At 45.2% G+C, this 21,545-nt stretch carries 21 protein-coding genes and 1 pseudogene; 3 read left to right on the top strand and 19 right to left on the bottom strand.

The window, feature by feature from the left end; genetic code table 11:
* The first annotated feature begins 38 nt into the window (after positions 1 to 38).
* Genes EBB54_RS06290 through EBB54_RS06280 form a run of 3 tightly spaced genes read left to right on the top strand, consistent with a single transcriptional unit; the run spans position 39 to position 3,101 of the window.
* Entirely contained in the window at positions 39 to 692 is a 654-nt protein-coding gene (locus tag EBB54_RS06290) for a TetR/AcrR family transcriptional regulator (protein ID WP_004068832.1), read from the top strand.
* Positions 693 to 720: 28 nt separating this feature from the next.
* On the top strand, positions 721 to 2,070 hold the full coding sequence (locus EBB54_RS06285) for an MFS transporter (RefSeq protein ID WP_125126792.1): 1,350 nt from the start codon (positions 721 to 723) through the stop codon (positions 2,068 to 2,070).
* A gap of 32 nt (positions 2,071 to 2,102) precedes the next feature.
* Positions 2,103 to 3,101, top strand: coding sequence for an alpha/beta fold hydrolase (locus EBB54_RS06280; RefSeq protein ID WP_125126791.1), 999 nt, complete (start codon positions 2,103 to 2,105; stop codon positions 3,099 to 3,101).
* A gap of 47 nt (positions 3,102 to 3,148) precedes the next feature.
* Here the strand turns inward: EBB54_RS06280 and EBB54_RS06275 are convergent, their stop codons facing one another.
* The 19 genes and pseudogenes from EBB54_RS06275 to EBB54_RS06195 form a co-directional block, all read right to left on the bottom strand.
* Positions 3,149 to 5,107 (bottom strand): penicillin-binding transpeptidase domain-containing protein, encoded by a 1,959-nt coding sequence (locus EBB54_RS06275; protein WP_243127559.1) that lies wholly within the window; start codon positions 5,105 to 5,107, stop codon positions 3,149 to 3,151.
* Positions 5,028 to 5,264, bottom strand: coding sequence for a hypothetical protein (locus EBB54_RS06270; RefSeq protein WP_125126790.1), 237 nt, complete (start codon positions 5,262 to 5,264; stop codon positions 5,028 to 5,030). The genes EBB54_RS06275 and EBB54_RS06270 overlap by 80 nt, the downstream gene beginning before the upstream one ends.
* A gap of 203 nt (positions 5,265 to 5,467) precedes the next feature.
* Complete coding sequence (locus EBB54_RS06265; protein ID WP_125126789.1) at positions 5,468 to 5,710, bottom strand: hypothetical protein; 243 nt, start codon at positions 5,708 to 5,710, stop codon at positions 5,468 to 5,470.
* Positions 5,711 to 5,894: 184 nt separating this feature from the next.
* Positions 5,895 to 6,584, bottom strand: a complete 690-nt coding sequence (locus tag EBB54_RS06260) for a sensor histidine kinase (protein WP_162307102.1) — start codon at positions 6,582 to 6,584, stop codon at positions 5,895 to 5,897.
* 525 nt (positions 6,585 to 7,109) lie between these two features.
* Positions 7,110 to 7,859 carry a LytR/AlgR family response regulator transcription factor gene (locus EBB54_RS06255; RefSeq protein WP_162307101.1) on the bottom strand — a complete coding sequence of 250 codons (750 nt, stop codon included), beginning with the start codon at positions 7,857 to 7,859 and terminating at the stop codon, positions 7,110 to 7,112.
* 115 nt (positions 7,860 to 7,974) lie between these two features.
* Positions 7,975 to 8,241: a TIGR03905 family TSCPD domain-containing protein gene (locus EBB54_RS06250; protein WP_125126786.1), complete on the bottom strand. Its 267-nt coding sequence runs from the start codon at positions 8,239 to 8,241 to the stop codon at positions 7,975 to 7,977.
* Between the two features lie 80 nt (positions 8,242 to 8,321).
* Positions 8,322 to 10,043: an ABC transporter ATP-binding protein gene (locus EBB54_RS06245; protein WP_125126785.1), complete on the bottom strand. Its 1,722-nt coding sequence runs from the start codon at positions 10,041 to 10,043 to the stop codon at positions 8,322 to 8,324.
* A gap of 12 nt (positions 10,044 to 10,055) precedes the next feature.
* Positions 10,056 to 11,843 carry an ABC transporter ATP-binding protein gene (locus tag EBB54_RS06240; RefSeq protein ID WP_125126784.1) on the bottom strand — a complete coding sequence of 596 codons (1,788 nt, stop codon included), beginning with the start codon at positions 11,841 to 11,843 and terminating at the stop codon, positions 10,056 to 10,058.
* Between the two features lie 29 nt (positions 11,844 to 11,872).
* Positions 11,873 to 12,649, bottom strand: a complete 777-nt coding sequence (locus EBB54_RS06235; protein WP_125126783.1) for a trigger factor — start codon at positions 12,647 to 12,649, stop codon at positions 11,873 to 11,875.
* Between the two features lie 15 nt (positions 12,650 to 12,664).
* Entirely contained in the window at positions 12,665 to 13,327 is a 663-nt protein-coding gene (locus EBB54_RS32465) for an insulinase family protein (protein ID WP_408640792.1), read from the bottom strand.
* A 111-nt stretch (positions 13,328 to 13,438) separates the two neighbouring features.
* A pseudogene (locus EBB54_RS32460) lies at positions 13,439 to 14,032 on the bottom strand (hypothetical protein); the annotation flags it as partial.
* A gap of 12 nt (positions 14,033 to 14,044) precedes the next feature.
* On the bottom strand, positions 14,045 to 15,559 hold the full coding sequence (locus tag EBB54_RS06225) for an insulinase family protein (RefSeq protein WP_125126781.1): 1,515 nt from the start codon (positions 15,557 to 15,559) through the stop codon (positions 14,045 to 14,047).
* A gap of 121 nt (positions 15,560 to 15,680) precedes the next feature.
* Positions 15,681 to 15,908 (bottom strand): substrate-binding domain-containing protein, encoded by a 228-nt coding sequence (locus tag EBB54_RS06220; protein WP_193554337.1) that lies wholly within the window; start codon positions 15,906 to 15,908, stop codon positions 15,681 to 15,683.
* A gap of 256 nt (positions 15,909 to 16,164) precedes the next feature.
* A complete protein-coding gene (locus EBB54_RS06215) occupies positions 16,165 to 16,941 on the bottom strand; it encodes an ABC transporter permease (protein ID WP_125126780.1) in 777 nt (258 codons plus the stop codon).
* Complete coding sequence (locus tag EBB54_RS06210; RefSeq protein WP_125126779.1) at positions 16,934 to 17,146, bottom strand: hypothetical protein; 213 nt, start codon at positions 17,144 to 17,146, stop codon at positions 16,934 to 16,936. Before EBB54_RS06210 ends, EBB54_RS06215 begins: the two co-directional genes overlap by 8 nt.
* Before the next feature lie 249 nt (positions 17,147 to 17,395).
* Entirely contained in the window at positions 17,396 to 17,542 is a 147-nt protein-coding gene (locus EBB54_RS30085) for a hypothetical protein (protein WP_154677776.1), read from the bottom strand.
* A 200-nt stretch (positions 17,543 to 17,742) separates the two neighbouring features.
* The gene (locus EBB54_RS06205; RefSeq protein ID WP_125126778.1) at positions 17,743 to 19,260 is read right to left on the bottom strand and encodes a hypothetical protein; all 1,518 of its coding nucleotides are present in this window, start codon (positions 19,258 to 19,260) and stop codon (positions 17,743 to 17,745) included.
* Positions 19,261 to 19,481: 221 nt separating this feature from the next.
* The gene (locus EBB54_RS06200; RefSeq protein ID WP_125126777.1) at positions 19,482 to 20,756 is read right to left on the bottom strand and encodes a sensor histidine kinase; all 1,275 of its coding nucleotides are present in this window, start codon (positions 20,754 to 20,756) and stop codon (positions 19,482 to 19,484) included.
* The gene (locus EBB54_RS06195; RefSeq protein ID WP_125126776.1) at positions 20,740 to 21,462 is read right to left on the bottom strand and encodes a LytR/AlgR family response regulator transcription factor; all 723 of its coding nucleotides are present in this window, start codon (positions 21,460 to 21,462) and stop codon (positions 20,740 to 20,742) included. The genes EBB54_RS06200 and EBB54_RS06195 overlap by 17 nt, the downstream gene beginning before the upstream one ends.
* Positions 21,463 to 21,545 lie beyond the last annotated feature (83 nt).

Below are 21,545 nucleotides of genomic sequence, written 5' to 3'. Positions count from 1 at the left end.
AACTATCATAAAATCCAGACAGACAGGAGAGATTCTTTATGGGAGAATCTATGATTCGGAAACAGCAGATGGAGCGGCGCACGCAGCAGATACTTCACACTGCTCTAAAGCTGTTCTGTGAAAAAGGGATTGAAGACACATCAGTGGAGGAGATTGCGAAAGCCGCCGGTGTCGGACCAGCTACAATCTACCGTTATTTTGAAACCAAAGCCCAGCTTGCGATCTCGGCAGGGATTGCATACTGGCAGAAGGTTGCAGGGAAATATCTGGAGTCCCTGTCCCAAATCGCATATCAGAAACTAAGCGGACTCCAACAGATGGAATGTATTTTCCATATCTTTTCAGAGATTTTCCAGGAGGAACTTCTATTTCTGAAATTTCTCCAGGAGTTTGATATCTTTGTCCAAAGATATCACATTTCAAAAGAACGGCTGGGCGAATATGAAGAATACATTCTGAATCTGAAGCCTTATATGACAAATGCTCTGGAAAAGGGTCTCAGGGACGGAAGCCTGGCCTTTTCATATACAGCAGATGAAATATATTTTTCCGTGACACATACGCTGATAAGTCTGATGCAGAAGCTGTCCTTAAATGGGCACATCCTTTCATCTGACGAGCGGGTCGGCCTGGCATTGCAGGTAGAGATTGCGGGCAATCTGCTCCTTAAGGGCTTGGCAGCAAAAGAATGATAACATAGAGGGAACAAGGAGGATACATATGAAATCACTATCTACAGGTAAAATATGGCTTTTCGCAGCCGGACAGTTTGGATGGTCTTTACTGTCTGGTCTGATTTCTAATTGGCTGGTATACTTTTATCAGCCGGATGAGGTGTCTGTGGCACAGGGACAGCCGCTGTTTATTCCCCAGGGGTTGGTTATTCTCGGAATCTTTACGGTAATCGGGGGCATTACTGCCTTCGGACGGCTTTTTGACGCATTCACAGATCCGTTGATCGCATCGCTTTCAGACCGCTGTACCTCTGAAAATGGCCGGCGAATCCCATTTTTGAAATGGGCGGCCCTGCCTCTTTCTCTGTCTACCATACTGATATTCTGGTCCCCGGTCAACAGGAACAGTTGGGCCAATGCCATTTTCCTGTTCGTAATGGTACTGGTATATTATCTGTCAATTACAGCTTACTGTACACCGTATAATGCCCTGATTCCGGAGTTGGGGCACAACCAGCAGGAACGCTTAAATATTTCCACTGTAATTTCTTTTACTTTTATTGCAGGAACCGCAGTCGCCTATCTGGCGCCGGTCATCTGGGGAGCCCTGATCCCGGTATTTGGCCGTGTAGGTGCTATCCGCACAACATTCACAATTATGGCTGTCATCGCATTTTTCTGTATGCAGATACCGGTCTGGTCCATACGCGAAAAAGAATATGTCAATACCGTCCCTTCACAGGATACTGCGTTTTCTTCTCTTGTTTCCACATTCCGCAACGGAGAATTCCGGAAATTCGTAGGTTCAGACATCCTGTACTGGATTGCCATTACCATGTTCCAGACAGGCCTTCCGTTTTTCGTCACCAGCCTGCTGAAGCTTCCGGAAACAATGACCACGCTCTATTTTGTAGGCATGACGGCATTGTCACTGATATTTTATATCCCAATCAATAAGCTGGCGCCGAAGCTTGGCAAGAAAAAACTGATAGTTGTGGCATTTGTAATCTTTTCGTTATCCTATCTTTATACCGGATTCCTTGGAAGGATCTCGTTTATTTCCGCCAATGCGCAGGGCCTGCTCCTTATGATTGCGGCTTCGTTGCCCATGGCGGTCTTTGGAATCCTTCCGCAGGCAGTAGTCGCCGACATTGCCCAGAGCGATGCGAAGCGCAGCGGCAGCAACCGGGAAGGCATGTTCTATGCCGCAAGGACTTTTGCCTTTAAGCTGGGCCAGAGCCTCTCTATGCTCCTGTTTACAGCGGTTTCTACAATTGGGAATGCATCGGGGACTGGATACCGTATTGCAGCATTTTCAGCCGCATGCTTCTGCTTTTTAGGTGGAATTGTATTCCTGTTTTATGATGAAAACAAAATCAACCAGGATATACGGTAACTGTGCAAATGGTTACAAAGGAGATTCATAAAATGGATAAAAGAACAATTCATAATCTGATCATACCGGCAGAAAAATATGCGGAAAGGATGGAGTCGATGGTTCTGCCCTATCTTGCAGAGAGGAAAACTGAAAATTACTGTGAGCGGGAAAAGGGAAAAAAGATTTTTTACCTGCGCTGCCTTGCAGACCATCCGCAGGGGATTGTCATCCTGTCCCACGGCTATACGGAGACAACCGATAAGCATCTGGAAAATATCTATTACTTTCTCCGCGGCGGGTATCATGTCTTCATGCCGGAACACTGCGGACACGGCCGCAGCTACAGATTATGCAGTAATACTGAAGATTTTTCTCTGGTACATATTGATGACTATAAAAGATATGTAGAGGACCTGCTCTTCGTAAGCCGCATTGCGGCACAGGAATTTCCCGGCCTTCCCATATGCCTGTACGGCCACTCTATGGGCGGCGGAATCGCCGCATGTGCAGCCGCGCAGGACCCCCGGCTCTATTCCAGGCTTATCCTCTCTTCACCAATGATACGCCCAAACACTGCTCCGACCCCCTGGCCATTGGCATGCCTCGTTGCAAAGGTGTTCTGTATGGCCGGCGGGGAAGAACGCTATCTGCCGGGAAACCACCCTTATGATGGAACGGAGCAATATGCCGACAGTGCGTCCGCTTCTCAATGCAGATTCCTGTATTATCAGGAAAAACGCAGCAAGGAGCCGTTATTTCAGATGAACGCAGCCTCCTATGGATGGCTTTGGCAGGCGCACCGGTTAAACCGTAATCTTCAAAAGAAAGCATGGCGTCGGATTTCCTGCCCCACAAGGATTTTTCAGGCAGAAAACGAGACCTATGTTTCTAAAAAGGAACAGGAACGGTTTGTGAAAAAATTATGCAGAAGGAAACGTATAGATGCAAAGCTTATCCGGGTAAAGGGGAGTAAGCACGAAATCTTCAATTCCGATCCGAAAACCTTAGAAGCGTATTGGGATAAAATTTTATCATATTTCAAAGCATAACAAGCCACCCCATTTATGCGGAAGTTTTAGAACGGACAGTAAACCACCTACTGTCCGCTCCCCCAATATGCATCCAGCGCGTTCATGTCTTTACTGACTACATACCCGCTGCCGCCGATTTCTTTTACATTCTCCACCATACTCACGATCAGCAGTGAATCCTCCGCGTCCTTTTCTGCGGTAAATACGGCGAACCAGCCGATCTCTGTCCCTTCAGTGTCCTCCACAGATGCCTTGATCTCTGCCGTCCCGGTTTTTCCGGCCAGCACGATGTCCTCACGATGTGCCGCATAGCCGGTTCCTTCCGGGTTGTTCACCACCTTTTTCATGCCTTCCAGAACCTGCGCTGCAGTTTCCACCGAAAAAATCTGCGGAAGCCAGATTTCAGCGCCGGTATTGCTGCCCGCGTCCATGTCAGCTTCATCTTCATATACCAGCCGCGGCGTCAATGCATTTCCCCCATTACAGAACGCTGTATACAAGCCGGCCATATGCAGTGGGTTGATCAGGATCTGCCCCTGGCCATAGCCGCTGTCCGCAAGCTGAATCTCCGATTCGATATGCTCCGTATTGGAATACTGTGATGGGGGCATCACAATCTCGAAGGGAATCTGCTCCCCAAACCCCATGATGTTCAGCTCTCGTTCCAATACATCTGCACCAATCTCCAGCGCCGCTTTTGCAAAGTAAATATTATCCGAATAGATCAGAGCATTTTCCATGGTCACAGGCTCATACGCATAAAGCGTCGTTATATAATAGTCTCCCCAGGAAGCGTCCTTCTGCCAGCTCAGCCCCTCATTTCCAAAGTCCTCCTGCCAATCGACCGCACCTGTTTTCAAACCGATGGACGCAATGACCGGCTTTAACGTAGACCCGGGACACCAGATTTGCCGGAAACGGTTCAGCAACGGTTTTCGTTCATCCTCATTGAGGGCATTCCACCGGGCATCAGACAGGCCCAGGATAAATTCATTGCTGTCAAAGGAGGGTGTACTGACCAGTGCCAGTACCTCTCCCGAGCAGGGATCCATCGCAACGGAGCAGCCTGGATCTTCCTGGAACTGCTGATATAAAGCTTCCTGGAGCTGCATGTCGATAGTCAGCCGGACGTCCTGCCCGTTTTGCACCGGAAGATTCGCCAGTACAGACTTTTTGCTGCCATCCTCCCTTTCTATATAAATGCTGCATCCGTCCTGCCCCTTCAATTCCTTTTCAAACAGTGCTTCCAGGCCGCTTTTGCCGATCACGCTGTTTTCGTTGTAACCCTCCCCCGCATGCTCCTCCAGATCCTCGGCGGTCACATTTCTTACATATCCGGTCAGATGCCCGGCTGCAGCACCGAATGGATATGTCCGCACCTCCACGTCGCTGATCATGACACCCGGGATGGCAAGCAGTACATCTTGCCGTGCTTTCTCCGCAAGCACATCTTCCTCCGGCTCCAGCGCCATCAGATCAAGCTCACTGACCTTCGGAACCGTTTTGAGCGGAACGAAGGAATCCTCCGTCACCCAGGCTGCGTCCAGACAGTTCCGGATTGTTTCCGAATCCATATCCAACAGCCTGGATAACTGATGTAAGGCATTTTCCCGATCCTCCAACCTTCCAGGTACGAGTCCCACTGATGAGGCGGTTCCAGGCCCGGCAAGCATCCGTTCATTCCGATCCAATATTTTCCCCCGCTCTGCCGGACTCGATTCGATACGCACCTTGTCTTCGGAGGCCAGTTCCGGGAAGATCAGGCTGTCATGCCAAATGATTTTATATCCATCCTCCGTATCTATAAATTGCATTTCGTTTTCAAACCGGAGATTGCCGGCAAGGGTGTCAAAGGACATCCCGTAAGCTACGTTATCCTGTTCCCTGCTATTATTTCTGTCATTTTCCAGTACCTCGACCCGGACATTTTCAATCTCTATTCCCTCATAAATGGCAGAATTCCGTTTTATAAAAGCTTCCTTGTCCGTATATGCGGAATGGGCCGGATCCGTCATCCGGTACATTTTCTATATCTGCAGCAATGCTTTCCTTTGAATGAAGCCCACGGAAAAATTCAACTACTCCTTGAGGATAATATAAAGGATAAATAGCGTTAATCGTGTTCTGTACCAATTGATAAATTTGTTCAATGTTCTCTTTTTTTGCTATTTCGTATTTCATTAACACACCTCCATTAGCCAATTATGTCCATTCATAGCATAACTTGTAAATTTACTGCATTTATTAAGCTTTCCCTTTTTCACTTGGGGTAAAAAAGCGAAGATTCTCAAACTGTGTGTATACCGCTTCACTTTCCACTTTATGTGCATGATACCATTCCCGGTTATTATTTACTTTTCAATCTTCATATTTTTGTCATCCCTTCAAATCATTCTCTGCTTTTTCCAATGGAGCCAGTGTATACCTTCTTCATAACCTACCTTTCTGTAGAAGTCATCACCGCCGCCAGTCATGTATTCTGCCCCTAAACGTTCCAGCCGCCTGAGTGCCTGTTCTGTTGTAATCGGCCTCCCGGAAGAAACTGAAAGCGTATGGAAGGATCCCCACTTTCCGTCTTCCTCCTGCATGGCAATAATCTGCTTTGCCCATTTCGTATCTTTATGCATGGAACCTCTCCTCCCCAATCTGCCTGCCAGATAATTTTATGCCATGTATATCAAGAAAAAGCTAACAGTATCCTGTTTTTCTTAACGAATTACTCCAACACTCCCGCCACATCTTTCAGATACTTCCGAACCTGCAACGGATTGCCCCTCCCGTCTGAAATACCAAGAATCCCCGAAACAATTCCTAACTGCTTCCATAAGGCAGCTTCGCAATAAAATGGATAATTCCCGGTTCATGCTCTGAATACACTGTTCCGCCATAGCGGGCTGTTATCTTCTTCACGCTTGTAAGACCGATACCTTCATGCAGCTGCTTGGTTGTATAACCAGGCGTGAATATCTTCTGAAACTCCTTATCCGATTTTTCACAGGGATTTGACACTTTTATAATATGGTATCTGCTCCGATGCATTACCAGTAACCTGATAAACTGCAGATCAGCCTCTTTGTTCTCTGTCTCGTCTACCGCATTCTGCAACAGATTTCCAATGATCGTATTCATCTCATACGTTGTACATACAGCCCGGCTCAAATCATCCAGAATCTGTACCTCCAGGCGGATTCCTCTGGAAGCCGCAAGCTCCGTAAAGGTATTGATCAAAGCAGAAACCGCAGGATTACTGAGCGGCAGCAGATCATTAAGCCTGCCTACATTTTCCACCATTGTCTGCACATACCGACTGCATTCTTCATAGCGTCCATTCTCAATCATACCCGCAACAGCCTGCATATGAAAATTAAAATCGTGTCGTTGGGATCGTATAATCTGCATATAATTCAACATCTCCGCCTGATATTCCTTATCAATGAGAGTCTCTATCCGCTCATAAGCACTCTTTACAGACAGATTTTCAAAATAAATGATCTCAGCCACTCCTGTCAGCGAGAAAAAGAAAATCAAAATCTGTTCCCTTATATCAAAATGCTCAATACAAATCACCAAAAACAACAGCCATGCCAGGTATAACAGCCATATCGTGGTTCCAACCCATACATGTACCCTGATTTTTCGTTGTTGTTTTTTATCAGCTGGAAATAGTATCTCAGACTCCTCCGGCAACAGCGACAGCCGCATGAAAAAAACAATGCACGCTCCACCAAAAGCCAATGCAAAAACTGCTGAGTAAACCCATATCGGCCTCCAAATCTGTTTCCCAACCTTACCAGCCAGAATAAAAATAACCAGCCATACCCATCTTCCCGCAGGATACCGAACGCTTCCTTCCAAACCGTATACCTGCCAGACACAAACTAATACTGCCAGACATAACTGCCAGGCCTGCCATGTATACACATGCCGGTACCATTCTGCCTGCTAATTTTACAACCTCATCCATTGCTGTCTTCCCTTCGCCAAATCCTCTGTAAACGTACTGTCATCTTCATCACCTTCCTTCCACTAATAAATTCTTGTCCCCTGTCTTTGAAGAATCTCCTTAAGTTCATAATATCGTCTCCGGCTTAGAGGAATCTTCTTATCTGTTCCTCTGAGGCTAAGGCGGTACGCCCTGCCGAAACGTTCCTGTTCAATTCCCAAAATCTCTGACAGTGGGACAAGATAGGATTGATGACATCGGAAAAAGCCATAATCCGTCAGGATCTCCTCCATCTCCTGCATAGAATTCCCCGACCGCACCCCTTCCCCGCTCTTATCAACAATGCTTACCTTCCGCTCTTCCTTTTCCAGATACAGAATATTCTCCACATCATACAGACAGTATCCCTTATCCGTATAGAATCCAATACGCAGTTTTCGGGTCTCATCACTGATTCCTGCAAGCTTTCTCTCCACCCGTTTTAGAGTCTGGGCAAACCGCTCATTAATAATCGGTTTAACAAGGAAATCCACCGGTTCATAATCATAACCCTCTAATGCGAAACCTGCATGTCCAGTCAGGAATACCATCAATATCTGCGGAAAATACTTCCGGATATAGGAAGCCAGGGCAAACCCATTCTTTCCTTTCATCTGGATATCCAAAAACGCAAGCTGAACCTCTTCTGTCTGTAAAAAGGTAACTGCCTCTTCCATACTCCTGACAGCTCCTGCCACCTCAAATCCCTGCCAATTCAAAAATCTTTGCCTCAATTGTTCCAGGACCAGGGGTTCATCATCTACCAGAAGAACACGGATCGGAATTCTCTTCATTGTAACCTGCCCCTCCCTCACTTTTTGTAAAAGCATAACATTTTCAACTGCATACTGTCAAGAAAACTGCCGCGGGAGCATCTCCCTGCGGCAGTTTTCTATTACTGTTTTCTTATCACATTCCCTGTTCCATAAGCTGCCTGACAGCCTTCGAAAGTTCATTTGGACAGGAATCTGCACCATGGCATTCAATTCCTTTCAGGCGTTTTTCCACGTCTTCTATACGCAGTCCCTCCGCTAATGCCGCCACTCCCTGAGTATTCCCCCGGCATCCTCCAACGAACACAACATTGTGGCAGACTCCGTTTACTACATCAAAATGAATCTCTCCAGCGCACACTTTACCGTTTGTCTTATATACAACATGCTGATCTTTCACCATTTTCCTTCTCCTCCTAAACTTCTTCATACAACAATACGCTTGTAATTGTTCTGTCTTCAGATCTTATTCATCCATATCTGTTATACTCTCTGCAGATCCACATAACGCCTGTATTTTTCATTGTTCCTGTACAGGCTGTCATGAGTTCCTGTACTGACAACCCTTCCTTTTTCCATGAATATAATGTGGTCTGCATGTTTTATAGTACGCAGATTATGCGCCACCACCACGCTGGTCCGGCCTCTCATCAGAATTCCCAACGCCTTCATAATCCTGCTCTCATTATGGGCATCCAGGCTTGAAGTTGCCTCATCTAACAGGAGATACTCCGGATCTTTGAGTATCATCCGTGCAAGCGCGATCCTCTGCCTTTCCCCGCCAGACAACCTGCTTCCCACATCTCCTATATCTGACTCCATTCCATCCTGCATGCGCTCAATAATTTCTCTCACATTAGCGGCCTCTAAAGCCCTATCCATTTCTTTCTCTGATACGTTCCCTTCTATGCCGTATGTAATATTATCCCGGACAGTCCCGAACAGTAACGGGCTGTTCTGCGGGACCATCCCAAATGACGCACGCCATTCATCCAGATGAATGTCCTCCGCTTCCCTGCCGCCAAACATAATCCGCCCGGAATCCGGCTGATACAGCCGTTCCAGAAGCTTTAACACTGTTGTCTTTCCCGACCCGGATGGTCCTGCAATGGCTGTCACTTTTCCTCTAGGTATCTCCATACTGACATGGTCAAGCACCTGTTTTTTATCTTCATAGGCAAAACAGACATCCTCCAGGCGCAAATCTGCATCCGGAATGGCAAAAGACTGCTTCCGCTGCATCTTCTCCGGCTCTGTCTGCACAAGCTTCCCCGCCGTTCTCGCGGCGCCCTGGGACTGTTTGATATTCTGCCAGCAGAAGACAAACTGATAACAATATGTCGGAAGCATAGCAGCATACATGAACAGGGAAACCATTACTTCACTGTTGATCTCACCTGCATTCAGCAGATATCCTCCATAGATCAATACCACTGCCTGCACCACGGCGTCCATCCCGTATATCAGCGGCTGAGAGATAAAATCTAGCTTTGCCAGTTTGATTCTGGCTCTGAAACAAGCCTTCGCCGCCTCATCATTCCTTATATCTTCTTTTTCTTCTGACGCACATACTTTAATCTGCCGCAGCGCACTGAGACGCTCGGCCAGAAAATTCGTATAAGAAGCTGCGGCATTCTGCTGTTCATCCCGCGCATGGTACATAAAGTGAGACGGGATGTTGGCAAGCATTATACATGGAACCAGAAGTCCCATCATCAGAAATATCTTCATGTTCATACCTGCGATCGTGATCAGCATCAGTACCAGGCTATATACGTTATTGAACATGGAAAATATATAGCTGAGCGTATAGCTGATTGTCGATGTGTCTGAAGTCACACGGCTGACCAGAGAAGTCGGCGGCATGGCGTCAACTTCTTTCATAGGCAGATGGATAATCCTTTTCCACACGATTTTGCGCAGATTCCGGTCTGCCCGCAGAGATATCCAGGAATCCAGAACCGAAATCGGAAGACTTGCAAAGGCGCCCCCTATCGTCACTGCAATATATAAGGCCACCAATCCCGAATCAAATATCTCCCCTGCCATGATCTTACCGGCAACCTGGGGCATCTTCACCATTACTGTAGAACAGACAAGCGATGCAGCGATATTAAAAACATACCATCCCCAGGGTAGCTTTGCCTCCTTCAGCAGATGAAAAAACGGTTTCCATTCTTGTTTTTGTTTTTTATTCTGTCCCATTCTTTTCACCTCCTAAACTGCAATCCTCTCTGCCTGAAGATCTACCATCTGCCGGTACAGCTCATTCGACTGCATCAGTTCTTCATGTGTTCCGCTTCCCTGGATACGGGTGTGTTCCATGACAATAATCTGATCTGCATCTTTAACCCTATCCATACGATGTGCAACCATCAGTATTGTATGGTCTTTCCTCAGTTCCTTCAGGGTCTGTCCAATAGCATATTCCGCCTCTGCATCCAGATTTGACGTTGCCTCATCAAGGATAAGTATACGTGCGTTCATCAGAAGCGCTCTGGCAATCGCAATACGCTGTCTCTGCCCTCCGGAAAGTTTCGTCCCGTTCTCGCCTACCTCAGTATCAAAACCCTTCTCAAAACTTTCGATAAACTCAAGCGCATCCGCCTGCATGGCTGCCCTTCGCACCTGTTCCTCACCAATATCTCCAGTCACTCCCTGCATGATATTTTCCCGTATAGTCCCGGCAAACAGCTGAGCATCCTGCGGGATATAGCCAATCGCACGGCGCCAGCTGTGCAGTTCATATTCCCCTGCCGCCTTCTGCCCCCAGAGAATCTGTCCCTCATCCGGCGTATACAAACGTTCTGCCAGATGAAGAATCGTCGATTTACCGGCTCCCGAAGGACCCACCACAGCAGTCATTTTTCCGTAAGGTACGGTAAAGCTTACATTATCCAGTACCTTTTTCTCATGATAGGCAAATGTTATATTTCTAAATTCCATATCTCCGCTTATCTCGCCGGCACCAAGGGTTCCAGGATTTTCCTCGGCAGGGATACCGGTCACGGCGGCAATCCTTGCACAACAACCTTGATTCCGCTTCAGTTCTCCCCAGATATTCATAATAATCGTGAAACTGTTATTCAGCATATTCGCATACATATAAAAAGCAATCCAGTCTCCAATATCAATAGAACCGTCTCGTACCAACCATACACCCATCAGTATGATCACCAGCGTCTGCAGAACAGTTGTCATCGTAGTCGCAAAGGAAACCGCTGTGGAAACCAGCGTATTACAAAAACTTGTTTTATAATAACGCTCAATCCAGTCCTCACCGTTTTTTTCTTCACGGTTTTCCTGGCCGAACAGCTTAACAAGCGTAATATAAGGAAGAACAGCCGAAAAATATCTCGTCATATCCGCCAGTTTTCCCTGCAGCCGATTGTTCATCTTAAAGTAATACCGTCCAGCGATCACACCGACTATATAACACAGCGGCAAACACACTGCCATAGACGCCGCAAGACGCCAGTCATATCCAAAAATCAAGATAAAGGCCCCCGCAAAACCATATACTGTGCTCAGAATACGGGAAATACCATAAGACAGAAATTCACCGACCGTCAAGGTATCTTCTGTGTTCCGACTGATCAGGTCTCTTGGTTCATGCTTCTCAAAATACGATAAGGGAAGCCTTGAAAGCTTTCTCCATATATAATTCTGGAAACGCATCTGATTCAGATGCGAAGTATATCTCCCCACATATTGATACACAGCCATACATAAGGCTTTTCCTAAGACTACTGCCACTGCCGTCCCCGCGATTTCTCTGCTGAAATCACCGGCGTATATTTTCTCCGTATACTGCGGGAACAAAAGCCCCAACTGGCTCTGCAGCAGATTGACCAAAGTACACACAATGATCAGTGCCCATGGAAGTTTCACTGAACGCAGCAGATGAAAAAATGGTTTCCAGGATTGTTCCTTATTTTCGGTCTCGATTCCCTTCTCATCACTGGACATCATCTGCAGACGATTGTTATCTTCTACTCTTTTCATTCATACACCACCCTGTACTTATCTTCATATTATTCCTGAATACGCCCGTTCAGATAATCTGCATAGGCTGTCTTCTGGTAAATCTCATAAGTAAAGCATTCCTTCAACACTTCTTCTGTAGCTCCCATCTCTATATATTGCTTCTTCATCTCTTCATAGGACATCTGGAATCTTTCCGCCCGTTCCCTGACTTCCTCTTTAAACTCTTCCTTGAAAGCCGTAATTTCTTCATTCAAATCCCCAAAAACACTGGATCTTGTCAGTTCCTTTAAAACCCATGCATTCACACCTCCGGATTTACGCATCTTTTCCTCTGAGATCATCTCCTGCTTCAGATATGCCCTGTATTCCGGTATCGTGTTAATACCTTCTATAGACAGCTGCTTTATGATATCATCCGTTAGCTCCGGATAGACTCTGCGCTTTACCTGCATGATGGTTCCCGGCTGATTCTTTCCCCGTTTAGGGAGCATCACCTGTTCCCCTGTCTTTTTCCCGACCAAAGACTGTTCCCACTTAAAATCATAGAACCCTTTTCCGACATTAACCTGTATATGTCCGGGTACAATCTCTGCCCGGTCACGGTAATCAGCGCCGTTATCTCCCTCATCAGCCGGCGCTGTTTCCACAACCACAAAGTCCCCTTCCTTTATTCCTCCGTCTGTCATCTCGATTGTCAAAAACCTTCCTGCCGCCTCTGCAACAGCCTTATCCAGCCTCTCTGTATCCACGGTGATTTCCAGCAGCTTTTCCGGCAGTTTAAAACTGCGGAAATCATATAATTTCATCAACTTTCTGTTTTCCATATCATTTTCTCCCATCTAAAGCTTTTCTATCTGCGTGATTCCACATTTTTCAATCTGCATAGCGCCGCCAACCACACATATATTCTCATGATTCAGCATATCCTCAAGGCTTTCCGCCATCCCTGCCAGCTTCTCCGGTGTCATCGATAAGATCTCATTCCTCCGTCTGCACCGTTGCTCGTAAGATACTCCTAACATCTGCTGACGGTCGGCAAATGCCCCCTGCTCTCTTGACGAGCGAAGCGGTGCATCCTCCGCCAGTGTCCCTAATATGACACCCGTGATATTCTGCTGCCCGCCAGGAATTTTCCTCATAACCTCCGGCGCCTCCCGGTACACGCGCAGGCTTCCGGCTGCATCTGGATCGCGGTAGGAGTAAAAAGAAACCATTCCGCTGTCGCTGACCTGCAGCCCTGTACCATATGCACCGCCCTGCACCCGTATACGGTTCCACAAATAGTTTAAAGTCAGATATCTCGCAAGCACCTTCATCCTGCCGTATACCGTATCTTCCGTCATGCCGGCACTGCATACGGCATACGCTACCTCCGATGGAATCTCAATTCCTTCCCTGTCAAGGCTCTCCGGTTCATATACGGCGTATGCCGGTTTTTTCTCCCCTTTAGGAAATACGTTCCAAAGCCTTCTCGCAAATTCACTGTCGTCCCCGCCGGTCATACTGATAATCAGGCCGTTACACGTAAATATTCTCCGGCATAACAGTCTCCAGTCTTCCACAAGATGCTCATATTCTTTTTCATAATTTCCAGAAATTCCCCTCATCCACTGATAACAGGTCATTCCTCCGCTGTACTCCGCAGCCGCCCCTGACGCTGAAATATGTGCTCCTGCGCGACGCATAGCGGCATGGTGTCCTGCCCCCAGAATATTCTGACGCATACCTTCAATAGCCTGGATCAAAATCTCCCTGACACGCTCTTTTTCATCAAACTGCGTACCCAACAATATTTCTGCTGCATATTCTGGTATTTTCCCCAGCTTCTCCTTCAACACACTGAAATCTACCTGGAAGTACGCCTTGCATCTCTCCCTGCACTCCTGATCCTGATAATACTGCATGGAAAAATTCAACCGCCCCAGATCGGTCTTTGTGTTTAGTTTTAACTGCTCGGAACTCATTCCTGCCGTCCTAAGTTCACCCAGAAGTCCGCACAGAAAAGATACTTTTGAAAGTTCTTCTTTCTCCAGTAACGGAAGCGGAAAATAAAGCGTCACATACACGATCCCTCTCGTCGGCAGCTCATGTATCCACAGTGTCATTTCCTTTTCCTGAAACTGCTTCATCGGCAGGTACTCCGGTTCCGATTCCACATCTGACAGTTTTAAAGAGGGAATCAACGCGAGCTTGTCCGGTTCGTCCGGCGTCGTCTGACGCTACTTCAGCTTCCTAAGCTTATGTGCCTCCTCCCCCTTTTCCTGTTCACTCCATCCTTTGGTCATTCCATTAATCTCTTTCTTCTCCCGCAGAAGCCGTTCGCCCATGATATCCTCGCTCGGAGTCAGACAGACAAACGCCTGATTTTCACTGGACAGAATCATTTCTTCTATTATATTTTCAAAATATCCGTTCTCAAGACTCCCCCGAAGGAATGTAAATACCGATTCACTTTTAAGATCCTCCATGATATCCAATCCATACATCCAGTCCCCCATCAGCTTGAGTGCCAATCCAACTCCCTCAGGAACCCAACCGAACTCCTGCTCTCTTGCTTGAAACTCCATACGGTTCAACACTGCTTTCATTCGATCCTTATCGATTCTGCATCGGACTATACCCTGCAGTGTCTCCCGAAGTACTTTGCTGATCTCATCTCTACGGTTCTTATCTGTATTACGCATCAAAAACAGCAGGAACGGCTGCTTTATTCCATCATATAGAAAAACCTCCACATCCTGTGCAAGTTCCTGTTCAAGAATTGCTTTCTTAAGAGGTGCATCCTGATCTCCTGCCAGATACTCCGCCAGCATTGCCGCCGCACACAGTTTCTCCTTCTCATCAAAGGTCCCGGCCACATAACCAAATCCCATCTGTGCCGCCTTTTCTTCAGGAAGACCGGGTATGGACGGATATGGCACGACCGCCTCAGCAGGTGCTGTTTTTTTCTGAATAGATATTTCCGTCTCTACAGGCTCCCTTTTATATTGTTTCAGATATTCCATGTCTAAAATAGACAAAATCCTCTCCACAGGAAGCTCTCCGTCCAAAAAAATATATGCATTTGAAGGTCGATAATATTTCCTATGATATTCCACAAGCTGTTCATAACTTAACCTGGAAATATCTTCCGGAAAACCTCCCGCCTCATAACGGTAGCAAGTATCCGGATATAACAGCCTTTTCATCTCCCGCTGCAGGATAGCATCGCCCGAAGAATATGCTCCCTTCATCTCATTAAGCACTACTCCATTTCGGATATACCCGTTTCCAGATGGCTCCGGCTCATAGTGCCAGCCCTCCTGATAAAATATCTCTGGATTCTCTACAACCAGAGGATGCAGCACCGCATCCATATAAACCCGAACCAGGTTTTCAAAATCCTTCTCATTGCGGCTGGATACCGGATACAATGTCCTGTCCGGAAATGTCATGGCGTTGAGGAATGTCTGCATAGAGCTTTTCATTAATTCTACAAAAGGCTCCTTCACCGGATAACGCTTCGAGCCATTCAGTACCGCATGCTCCAGGATATGGAACATCCCACAGTCATTATCCGGAATGGTTGCGAATCCGATACAAAAGGTTTTGTTTTCCTCCTTTCTCGATAACCATGCCAACTTTACTCCTGTACGATCATGTGTAAACTCATAAAGCACCCCGTCCTGTTCTACTGCAGGACGGATGTCGTTGACCGAAAATCCATAAACTCTATCATTACAATGCAGTATCATATATATCTCTCCTTCTCATAAAATCTGTGATAAAGCATAAAAAAAACGACAGAAAGTGTCAATCTCTGTCGTTAATTCGGAACAAATACGGTTAATTTGGTCCCTATAGTCTATGAAATTCCTATGATTTAAAGCTGTCATCCGGCTGAAAAAACGAACCTGCAGGCAGTTTACTCATCCGGCTTACACGGTCCCTGACGTACAGCTTCGTGGGCACCGTCACTTTCACGCTGATCTCTCTGCCGCTTACGATTCGCTCTTCCAACATACGTACCGCATATTCTCCCATTAACTCCATGTAGAACCGTACCGTGGTAAGCGGATCCCGGAATAGAAATCCCGAGCTCATACGCCGCCTTATAACACCCGACAGCCATAGAATCATTGGCAACGAACAGCGCTGTCGGGAGCTCCCCATAGACCGATTGGAATGCGTTCGCAAATTTGCTGGCAATCCTTCATTTTCATTTCACTAAATGAACAGAATTGGAAAGACTTCTTTGTTTCCATGTTAGCAGACTGTCGCTGCATAATAACCGACCAGAGTTTCCCTCCCCACAGTTTTTTATATTCATCATACGTCTGCCTCCATACTCATACTGTCTTTATCCGATATCGGTTTTCCGAAAATGTGCAGCACCTATTGCCAGAGGCAACAGTGTCCAGATAACCGACATCAAAATTCCACGAACCAAAAATCTCAATGGAAATGCTTCTGTGGGGCAATCTGTCATAAGATTCAGTATCCAATATCTGCTGATTGATATTTTTAACCGCAGCGCAGATAGCAGTAAATCCATTACCTGTACCAGCAACGGGGAAAATATGAGCACTGCCATCGTAATCCCAATCCCGGCTGCCATATTTCGGCTCCACTCGCAGACAGCAATGACTATACTGCTGATAGCGGATCCAAACAGCAGCTGGAGGCCGAAATAGATAAGCAGATCCTGAAAAAATAATCCGCCTTTGTCCGGCATTCCGATCAGGATTAATCCGATTGTCAAAATCACAAGGAAAATGATCAGATTCATAATCAGAGTGATCACCGTTCCGAACAGGTGCTTTGCCAGAAATACCTGCGTTCTGGAATAACCTTTGCCAACTACATTCTTCATTGCTCCATGGGTATAATCGCTTACCACCCAGATGCAGAGAAAAATTGCACCAAACATCGTTACAAGCCCTCCGCCTGCAAACTGCGCCGCCATGCCGGAAATACCGGTTTCCTTCAAAACATCCCCGGTGGCACCCATTGCCTGACCAGCTGCCGTCATGGTCAAATATACAAGAAGTATCATGCCCGATGCAGATAGCAGGCATATCCAAAAAGCTTTATTCTTTTTCCATTTATACCATTCACCATATAAAAGATTACGCATTGAAACCACCTCCCGGCAGAGAACTCACACCCGTTCTTTCCATGAAGTAGCTTTCTAAATCCTCCCCCGCAAAACGGCTTTCTTTCAAGGCAATTCCACTTACTGCGACTGCATAATTGATTTCTTCGGTTGTGTCTAGCTTTTCAAAAACACATACAGTATGCGAATCCATGACAGTACTTGAAATACCCAGTTTTTCTGCCAAAATCACTGCCGTCCTCTGAGCGTCATCCACTGTAAGCTGGAGATACCGCCTGCATGTTACGTCCAACTGCTTAGCACCAATCTCTTCAACCAGTACACCGTCACGTAAAATGCCATATCTTGTCGCAATCTTTGACAATTCCCCTAAAATATGTAAGATGTGTCACACAGAATTAAAACATGATTTTAGGAGGACATGCCAATGCTCAATATATCCGAAATCGTAAAGAAGACTGAGGAAATGTTTGACCTATTCAATCAGCATTTTTACAGCAATGAATTGACCCGCCCGGCCACCGCCGAAGCCCACGGCCTGCATATTGACCACCAGAACCGGCCAGCCAATATCCCCACGGCTGGCCGGTTCTATCTTTTTTACATTGTCTACGGTAAGCATGACTATCACGATAGGTATCTGTATCCTTCCGTTTAAGTTCTTGAATTACTCGATCGAGTTCTACCTGTATATCTTTTTTCTGTTCTTCTGCTGCCGAATTCAATTTCTGTAACGTATTCTTTCTGAATAACTTGCTTATATAAAACGTTATTTATTAATGGATTTTCTGTAATATTTCTTGTCATAAGTAAATTCTTCTCTTATACATTTGTACTTACCCAATTTCCACTTTGATTTATCGAATAGGAGTCAATCGGTTTCAATGATAAATTCATCCTCACACTCTCCCCCTTCCCTAAACTATTTTTGAAATCCAACCACCCCATCATATACTGCTCATAGATGCTTCCGCTTTGATGATAAGAACCTGTTTTTCGATCTGATGAATTTCCGAAAAAGTCATTCCAATAAGATCCGCTGTTCTTATATCTGTAAATTTCCTTCATATGACTTGATTCCATTTTTTCTGCATATTGTGCCCTTCCAGATTCCGCCCCTTTGATCAATGCTTCCATCACATTACCGGAAAGGCGGTACTGCTCCATTGTTTTATCGTATACGCTCCACACAGCATTCTGATCCAGTCCGGCATTTCCCTGAATATCATATGCGGTTCGTGCATTCTTCCGATTATTTTCCAGCTTACGGCTGAACTCCTCTAAAAAGGCATTCAGATATCCGCCCAGCGCTTTCTGCAAGGTCGCCTGAAACGCAGAGCTCCTGTTTCCTTCTTTCCCTAATAGATCCGTTTTCATTGCAAGCACAGCAAGATCCAAACCGATTCTTTCCTCATTCGTCTCATAGGGATTAGCCTTTGCCGCCATTTCGGAAAGGCTGGAAGCATATTGCCCCAGCGCATCCAGTTCCTGGAGGGAATACTCTCCGCTTTTTGAAGCATTTGCCCCGGAAATATTCCCCTGAGCACGCAGCCTGGCCGCAATGTATTCATCATCCTTCAAAAGCCATTCGTCTTCTGTGCCCTCTAATCCTGTAAAGCCCTTGTTCTGCTCCAAAAATGTCCTGTACTCTGCGGCCTTCTGATCCACACCGCTTTTGAAGGATTGGTAGATCTTTTCCTTCTCCCCGGAAACACCGTAGTCTTCCAGAATGCCTCCTACGATCTCAGAATAGCTTTTTGCCGCTCTTTCCAGGGTCGTCTCATACATCTCATTCAATCGGTCCAGCCGCTCTTTTTGCTCTGTTCCTGTATAGGTTGTTTTGATCTTATCCTCCATGGCCGCATAACGCGAAGCAAGGTACTCTACATTTTTACGAAATTCTCCGGAAGCTACGGATCGGTAAGATGCTCCTGATTCGAATCCAAGTCCGGAAAACTCGAATTTGAGCATACTGAAATCGGTATCGCTCACTTCGTCCAGCAGACCGCCCTGCCGGAGCATTTTTTCCACATCCCCGGCACTTAAGGTCCTGTTCGAAGTATCCGCCGTACCATTTAAAACATCGAACAGGTTCACTGTATTCATCTTTCTCCATTGCTTATTGACTGCATCCGCTTTTGAATAATCGGAGCTGTCGGCGGCATATAAAGATTTTGTCAGAGAAGAATACGTTTCTGTCGATGGTGTCGATTGCTCTGTGTGGCCTGTCACACCGGACGTCCGGCCATTCTCCGGCTTTGCCTGGGTTAATTGCGCCTGAAATGGTTCCGCAATGTTCACTGCCACAGGCAATCCGGCAATTTTTTCTGATATTGTCATGACTCGTCACTCCTTTTTATACTTCCATTTTCCTGCCAAAATCAAACTTGCTGTCAGCAAAATTGTATGGTATCCATATCATTCACCTCTCTTCCGTTTTTCTTAAATAATACCACCTTGTCTTCCACAAAAATCTATCTTGGTGAAAACGACCTACATTTTTGCAGAAATTGACCTTTTATAAAATAGAGCTGCTCGAATGAGTCAGCTACACTTAAATATTATTTTAAATTTGATAAATATAAAAGAACTTGTACTTTGAACCTTTCCTGTGAATACTCAATATTCATTTCTCCGCCATTTTCCTGTACTATCTTCTTTACATTTTCAAGTCCAATTCCATGTATCGCGAGATTTTGCTGTGAAGATTTGATTTTATTATCATGCATCATAATCTTGCCTGCATAACTGTTTTCTATAAAGACCAGCAGAATCCCCTGTTTTGATCGGATATTTATTTCGAGATATTTTTCTTCCGACTTACCAGCTTCGCGAATCGCATTATCAACCAGATTGCCTAAAATTACACAGACATTAAAATTCGTCCAGTAAATTTCATCCGGTATGGTGATTTTTATATCTACATGTTCTAAAATTTCATATGCTTTTTGAAGCAGATAATTCAGCACACCATCTATTTCATTATTTCCCGTTGAAACATGCTCTTTCTGATTCAGCATAAACTTTTCCATTCCATGTAAATATTCTATAATTTCATTTCCTTTTTCCGCTCTCGCCAGAGCTGATAGTTCTATTATATGATGCTTCATATCATGCCGTAACGCATTTACCTGTTTCTGTGACTCTCTGACTAGATCGAGCTGATTCGCATATACTTCTACCATCTGCTCAAATAACTGCTTTTCGATACGCGCAGAATAAAAATGTTCTAACGAGTTATATAAATAAAAAATCAGGAGATTTATAAATAATATTCCTGAGGAAACTATAACCGCTTTCATCTTTTGGCTTATATCAGCCATAACTGTATAGTGGATACAGAAAATGCTCACAGTTGGAACACATCCAAGCGCTATCCTGTAAAGCGTTGGCAGGTTACTCTCATTTTTCACCAACATTGTCTTTTCTAAGATAACGGCTACTATTAACATTCCCAAACTTGTTACACATCCATAAACCTGATCCACTTCTCCTCCTACCGTATATTTTGCTAACGAAAACACAACAATAATATCAATCAAAATATTTACTGCATACGTCAAAAGGACAAGCACGATTTTTCGCGACAGTTTGACCTGATATGGCAGTACTACAACAAAAAACGCAATCAAATTTGAAAAAATATTGTAAGCCGGAGACCTAAAAATATAGTATATGATGATCGTCCAAAAATTGGCAATGCCATACAAAATCTCCATATGTCTACAGCTGCAACCTTCTTTTGCAAAAAAAGTATCAACAAAACGCTTTAACGCATAAAATCGAACTATATTACTCACTAAAATGAGAATCACATCACTAATTTCTAAATTCATCCGTTTCTCTCTCCAATATCTTCCTGCGTACTGCTGCCCTGTTTACCTTACTGATGTTCAAGATATCTCCATTTATCATTTTTACCCATTCATACGTGTATTCTTTTACATAATTATAGTTAATCAAATATGATTTGTGGATGCCCAAAAATACAGCCTCAGGAAGTTTTTTTCCGATATCCGCGAGTTTTCCATAAAAGCTTCTCATTTCCTTTCTCATGACAGTCTGTATCTTTCTGTCAACACTTTGAAAATACAAGATATCCCCATACGGAATACGAAATACGTTTCCTTTATTCTGATACTCAAAGCAATGATTGCTTTTTCCAGCAAGCCGATAAATCTTATCAAGTACATGAAATATTGTTTCTTTCTCCAATGGCTTTATCAGAAAATCAAACGGTCTGTTTTGGAAAAGCCGCAATGCATACTGTTCCTTAGAAGATATATAAATAATATAAACCTGTTCGTTTTCTAGCACGCTCCGTATATAATCACCGACTACGACCCCATCTGCCCCGGGAAGCTCAATATCCAGAAAAAGAATATCCGGAGCTTCCTTTTCACGTAAATATGAAATCATGGAATCCCCTGAAAAGAAAACATCCACGTCTAACTTTACTCCCCGCTCTAAAGTGTAGCTTATCAATATCTGCTCTAATTCTGTACATGTATTTTTTTCATCATCACATATCATGGCCCGCATGATTTCTCCCCCCTTTTAGCCAGATTCCCTTTTCTATATTGTTTCAAAGCTGCTGAAGTTGATTTTTATTTGAAAAGGAATCG

The sequence above is a fragment of the Schaedlerella arabinosiphila genome (genome assembly GCF_003885045.1).
GTDB lineage: Bacteria > Bacillota > Clostridia > Lachnospirales > Lachnospiraceae > Schaedlerella > Schaedlerella arabinosiphila.
Note: the sequence above shows the minus strand (reverse complement) of the source record. Positions and strands in the feature narration are given on the sequence as shown.